The organism is Microcoleus asticus IPMA8 (assembly GCF_013179805.1).
GTDB classification, from domain to species: Bacteria; Cyanobacteriota; Cyanobacteriia; order Cyanobacteriales; family Microcoleaceae; genus Microcoleus; species Microcoleus asticus.
In genome coordinates this window covers 1-4,586 of record NZ_SRRZ01000233.1, presented here as the reverse complement: position 1 = coordinate 4,586, position 4,586 = coordinate 1, and the positions used below count along the sequence as shown (strand labels likewise).

General features: G+C 40.3%; 9 protein-coding genes. 8 read left to right on the top strand and 1 reads right to left on the bottom strand.

Annotated features, from left to right (window positions below; all coding sequences use genetic code 11):
* Nucleotides 1–47 precede the first annotated feature (47 nt).
* Nucleotides 48–233, bottom strand: coding sequence for a helix-turn-helix domain-containing protein (locus E5S67_RS31135; RefSeq protein WP_172193215.1), 186 nt, complete (start codon nt 231–233; stop codon nt 48–50).
* A 187-nt stretch (nt 234–420) separates the two neighbouring features.
* Here E5S67_RS31135 and E5S67_RS31130 point away from each other — a divergent pair, with 187 nt between their 5' ends.
* From E5S67_RS31130 to E5S67_RS34285, 8 genes are all read left to right on the top strand, one after another.
* Nucleotides 421–801, top strand: coding sequence for a hypothetical protein (locus E5S67_RS31130; protein WP_172193213.1), 381 nt, complete (start codon nt 421–423; stop codon nt 799–801).
* Nucleotides 802–870: 69 nt separating this feature from the next.
* Nucleotides 871–1,278 (top strand): hypothetical protein, encoded by a 408-nt coding sequence (locus E5S67_RS31125; protein WP_172193211.1) that lies wholly within the window; start codon nt 871–873, stop codon nt 1,276–1,278.
* A 110-nt stretch (nt 1,279–1,388) separates the two neighbouring features.
* Entirely contained in the window at nt 1,389–1,781 is a 393-nt protein-coding gene (locus E5S67_RS31120; protein ID WP_172193209.1) for a hypothetical protein, read from the top strand.
* Nucleotides 1,782–1,868: 87 nt separating this feature from the next.
* Nucleotides 1,869–2,558, top strand: coding sequence for a hypothetical protein (locus E5S67_RS31115; RefSeq protein WP_172193207.1), 690 nt, complete (start codon nt 1,869–1,871; stop codon nt 2,556–2,558).
* Between the two features lie 92 nt (nt 2,559–2,650).
* The gene (locus tag E5S67_RS31110; RefSeq protein ID WP_172193205.1) at nt 2,651–2,809 is read left to right on the top strand and encodes a hypothetical protein; all 159 of its coding nucleotides are present in this window, start codon (nt 2,651–2,653) and stop codon (nt 2,807–2,809) included.
* A gap of 306 nt (nt 2,810–3,115) precedes the next feature.
* The gene (locus tag E5S67_RS31105) at nt 3,116–3,493 is read left to right on the top strand and encodes a hypothetical protein (protein WP_216670834.1); all 378 of its coding nucleotides are present in this window, start codon (nt 3,116–3,118) and stop codon (nt 3,491–3,493) included.
* A gap of 179 nt (nt 3,494–3,672) precedes the next feature.
* Nucleotides 3,673–4,038 (top strand): hypothetical protein, encoded by a 366-nt coding sequence (locus E5S67_RS31100; protein WP_216670833.1) that lies wholly within the window; start codon nt 3,673–3,675, stop codon nt 4,036–4,038.
* Between the two features lie 256 nt (nt 4,039–4,294).
* A complete protein-coding gene (locus tag E5S67_RS34285; protein ID WP_281363605.1) occupies nt 4,295–4,426 on the top strand; it encodes a hypothetical protein in 132 nt (43 codons plus the stop codon).
* Nucleotides 4,427–4,586 lie beyond the last annotated feature (160 nt).

Genomic DNA, 4,586 nt, shown 5'->3' with positions numbered 1-4,586 from the left:
CTCATCCGATAGTTGTTTTAGGTCAGGGAGTTTTTTCATTCCTTTATCTAATGTCTATCTCGTTCTCTTGTCAAGGGGGTTGAGCAATTACCTTTTTCACGAGAAACGTAACCTAGCTTTCTAAAGGCTCGACTAATTCCTTCTTGTGAAACCCCCAGCGTCTCTGCAACTTCTTTTTGGCTCATTCCTGACTCGTAAAGCTCTATAGCTTTTGAAACGTTAATTTTTCCCATGATGAATTCTCTAAGTCAATCAACACCCCACAGCGAAGCATTACATATCTTTGACACTTACCTTGCTAGTTCCCAAGCCCCTATTCCCGCAAACAAATCAACACATTTTAGTTCCATTTTTCGTTTCTTTTTGTTCTATCATTTGAGCTTCGCTAGAAAGTAGTGATTTAAATAACTAACTTGCCTCATGACTAAAATTGTAATGGTTTCGGGCAGTCGATCGATAGCAGATATTCGCCTTGGACTGGAATCTCTGAATCGTATAATGGATCTGAAATTTTCCATAATTCTAGGTGATGCGTCAGGAGTTGACAAGCTAGTTCAAGAATATCTCCGCAACAGCAATTATCTGGATGTTAAGGTTTACTTTGCTCTCTGGTCGGGAAACGGAAAACCAAGAAACGTTACTGGATTTCAAACAGTTGGAATTCCAGGCAGTTATGTCGAGCGAGACAAGATGATGTGCTCAGTTTGCGATTACGGTTTGGCTCTCTGGGACGGCATCAGTCGCGGAACCAAAGACAATATCGATCGAACTAAGGGCAAAACTAAAATCATCAGGATTTGAGGTACTTGAGGCTTATGTATCGGGTGCGCTTCGCGATGAGGAGGTGACTTTCCACCCCACGCATGAGCTATGAGCATCACTGTTGAAAAGTTTGACTATAACAAATTCCAGACCGAGAAAGTTCAGTTTGCGATCGACCTAGACCGTGAAGTTTTTAATGTGTCAGAAGGCACTAACTCTCGCTACATTGACGATGAACTCGGTATGTCTCCATTGTGGCGAGGCAAATTTTCTGTTGAGGAGTATCGACAAATTATGTGGCAACAAATCCAGCATCATTTACCAAGGTATTTGAGCAAAGGATTAAATAGTTTTTATCAACCTTATTTAGTCGCCAATTCAGATATTTTTCGATCGATTATGCAGTTGGCAGAGGCTTATCGAGATAACGGTAGGTTAAAGCTCATTTATATAACCGATCGCTCCCATGCCGAACTGATTGCCCGATGTGTTGATTACTTGGCAAATCTCATTTAGCTAACTCTAAGAAAGTTTAGTATCTCTAAATTTTCTTAGGGTTTCGCTACATACTGGTTTTAACTCTTATTTATCCATTCAATATCATGGCAGAAATTTACATTAACCCAATGAAACTCTTTCCTTATGATGTTAACCGTCGGGAAGGGACATATTTCGATCGTAATGGCAAATGTGTCGAAGATAAATTGCTTAGAGGACATTATTCTGTTGCCTATGAAGGTAGCGATATCCGTTTGTCAAGTTGGGCATGGAAACAGCGCAAAGAATTGACCAACTTAGCAACTTACTTTGATGGCAACAGTGCTGAAGAAAAACGCCAGATTATTTGGCATCAATTTAAAACTCGAACCGTGGACAGACATTTAATTAATTTCTGTGAGCGATTCAGAGAAGAACCTCTCTATCTCTGGTACGTCAGCAACTACGACTTACCCACTGCTCAGTTCATCAAACGCTTTCTGGAGTGGTATTGGTCACAATATCCAGTTACTCACCAGTAATAAAAACCGTTTTTTTTCGGGTAGTAGCCTAGAAAAAAACGGCTTTTGTTATGTTAAATTAGGGTTAAGTTAACAGGGAAAATTCTTATGTCTGCACAACAATCTACGCAACAATTTGGCACTAAGGGAGAAATAAAAATAACAGGCTTAGTACCAGTTTATGAACTGAACTATAGACCAGGTTACATTGGATTTCTCAACAAAGGAACAGATTTAACGTCTCTGGGAATAGCTTATTTCACAGGTTGGGACAGCATGAGTGAGATTCACGTAACTCATACGCTGATAGTCACTGATGAGGATGAGTGTGTAGAAGCAGACATGGTGAACAACTGCGTCAAAACTTCTAGCTTAAGCAAATACTTCAATGACCCTAACTGTCAAATCTTTTTTCGGAAGCCAGTATTTTTTAACGACGCGATCGGGAATGCGATCGTCCATAAAGCCCGTCTCGAAGTCGGCAAAGAGTATGATTTTCGGGCAATCTTCACCCAGGGGTTGTCCGGGAGCTTCCCTGGCAGAGTGCTCGATCGACTGTTGACCGGAAAGTTCGAGGAGATGCTAGGGAACGTGCTTGATGATCCAAACAAGTGGATTTGTAGCGAACTCGTTGCCTACACCTTAGATGAACAGTTGCTGTACCGAGATAAGGGAATCTTGAAAAGTCCCAACTGTACGATTAGCCCTCAAGAGCTTTTCCAAGATACTGAAATTTTTAAGCCTTGGAAAAAATCTGAACCTTTAGAAACAGAAACAGCAACAGAAACAATCAACTAATAACAGAAATAATCGAAAGAAAAAAAAAAAGAGTGTGTTTGTGTGGGTGCTTTGCAATAAGAAAACAAGTTTTTTATTGTGAGGTTTTCACCATGACTACAGCTACAACAGCAACAAAAATGAAAGTAATTGCGCCAATTTTTCGACCAGATTTGCAAGAATTTAGTTTAGCTTACCATCCAGATAACGCTTGGGTTGGCGGTGTCTATGTGTCTCAGCACGGTAGAAAACAGCTATATTTTAGCTGCTAACTGCCCTTGTGTGAAAATTTCGATCGGATAGAGGTTAGTAGCATTTACATGACTGTAGCTGGGTTAGTAACACTTAAAGCAATGTTTCTTGATAATTGCATTGCTCAAGATTATCAGTTTGTTGTCATCACTGAAGAAAGCCATGAAGAAACACTTCTAACTTGGCAGTTTCTTAGCGCTTTCTTCTAAATCCAAGAATCCTTATCTCTTTCTTTCTCTTGGGGCAAGAGATAAGGATTTTTTTTACTCAATCAGCTCAAGTTTTAAATACTTCGTTTTTTGGGGATACTTTCTCTCCCAAAAACGATGGAAAACCTATCAAATTATGACTGGATTGTCCGTAAAAACTTTGCTGAAGCTGATTTCTGGCTCATAAACAAAGGAAGTAAACACGAGTTAGGTGAACCAGTTAGAAAGTTTGAACCATTTCTCACAGGTATCAAGTGTCCGGTTTTGATTCTGCCTGACTACGGGTTTTACCTGTGTCTACATCTGCAACAGCAAGGAGTGTGGAAGCAGTATTCAATCGGCTCAACTAACCTTCAACACCTTCGGATGAGCGATGTCAAAGAGGTTTTCCAGTGCATTGCTCGTCAACACCAGATTCAAACTCAAGCCCGTTTCAAAGTCTTTGTGCCTGCTCCCGTTCCTGTGGAAAGGCAAGAATTGTATGTTTCGCTTTGAAACACCAGAAACAAGAAACACTTCAAAAACATTTCTCATCTCAGAAACAGAAACAAAGAACTGTTTTTGAGATGGTGAGTAGTGCTTCGCTGTGAGGTTTTGAGACATCTTGTCTCGTTTCCAAATTCCAGATTCTAGATTCCAGATTAAAGAATTGAAAAATAGGAGCAAATCAAATCATGAACAAGATTAATTTTGCGGGAGTTGAAGGTCAAGTAGTGGAAAGTTCCCCGAACGGCAGCTATGTAGTGGTTAAGTTGTCCGATCGGATAACCATCGTCGGAACTACGAATAACCAGTTTAACTGGGAAGAGATGCCCGATGCCAGTTCGGGATTTGATTCGTTCATCACGTATATTGGCGTTCGATCGAAAGCTGATGGCGAAAAAGTCAAAGAAATCGTAGCTCAAGTAGGCGGTTACACTTATGCCAAAGAAAATGAAGCTCGCAAGTCAAAACGAATTCAGAGTTTTCCACTAGAAATTAAGATTCGTGGGCTGACTCCTGAGTTTGTGGCAGAAGTCATTAAGCTCAAGAAAATGTAGCAATTTCCTTAAGTTTTCTCTGCTGTAACTACACTCCAAACTACGGCAGGGAGAATTTTGACAATTCAATATCTAGCAATAGAGACAACCACAAATGATTCAAGCTGATTGGGACACTGAACAACAAACTTTTCGTCTACGCGACGCATTCCGTGTCCTTGCCTGGAACACCTATGAAGTTCATCGGAAAGACACAGAACTAGATCAAGTTTACACACAGTTCTACACACGGTGGAGTAAGTGCCAGATTCAATCGATGGATTTAGCTCAACTCACAGGGCTAGCAACAGAAAAAGGTTTTACAATCGAAGGGCTATTATTTTACAGAGAATGTTACTATTCGATCGCTCAACGTTATCCACCAGAAATCTTTCTGGCTAACCACTAGCCAACCTTTACAATGGGGAAATTTCTCTCTCCATTTCCCTAACCATTTGACTGAGTTCTAAGTTCAGTGCCCAGAAGTGTTGAATGCTTATTTGATAGGATTCTGAAAATAGACATACGAATCCTATAAACTGGTGATTTCAGCAATTAAAAACAAGTTC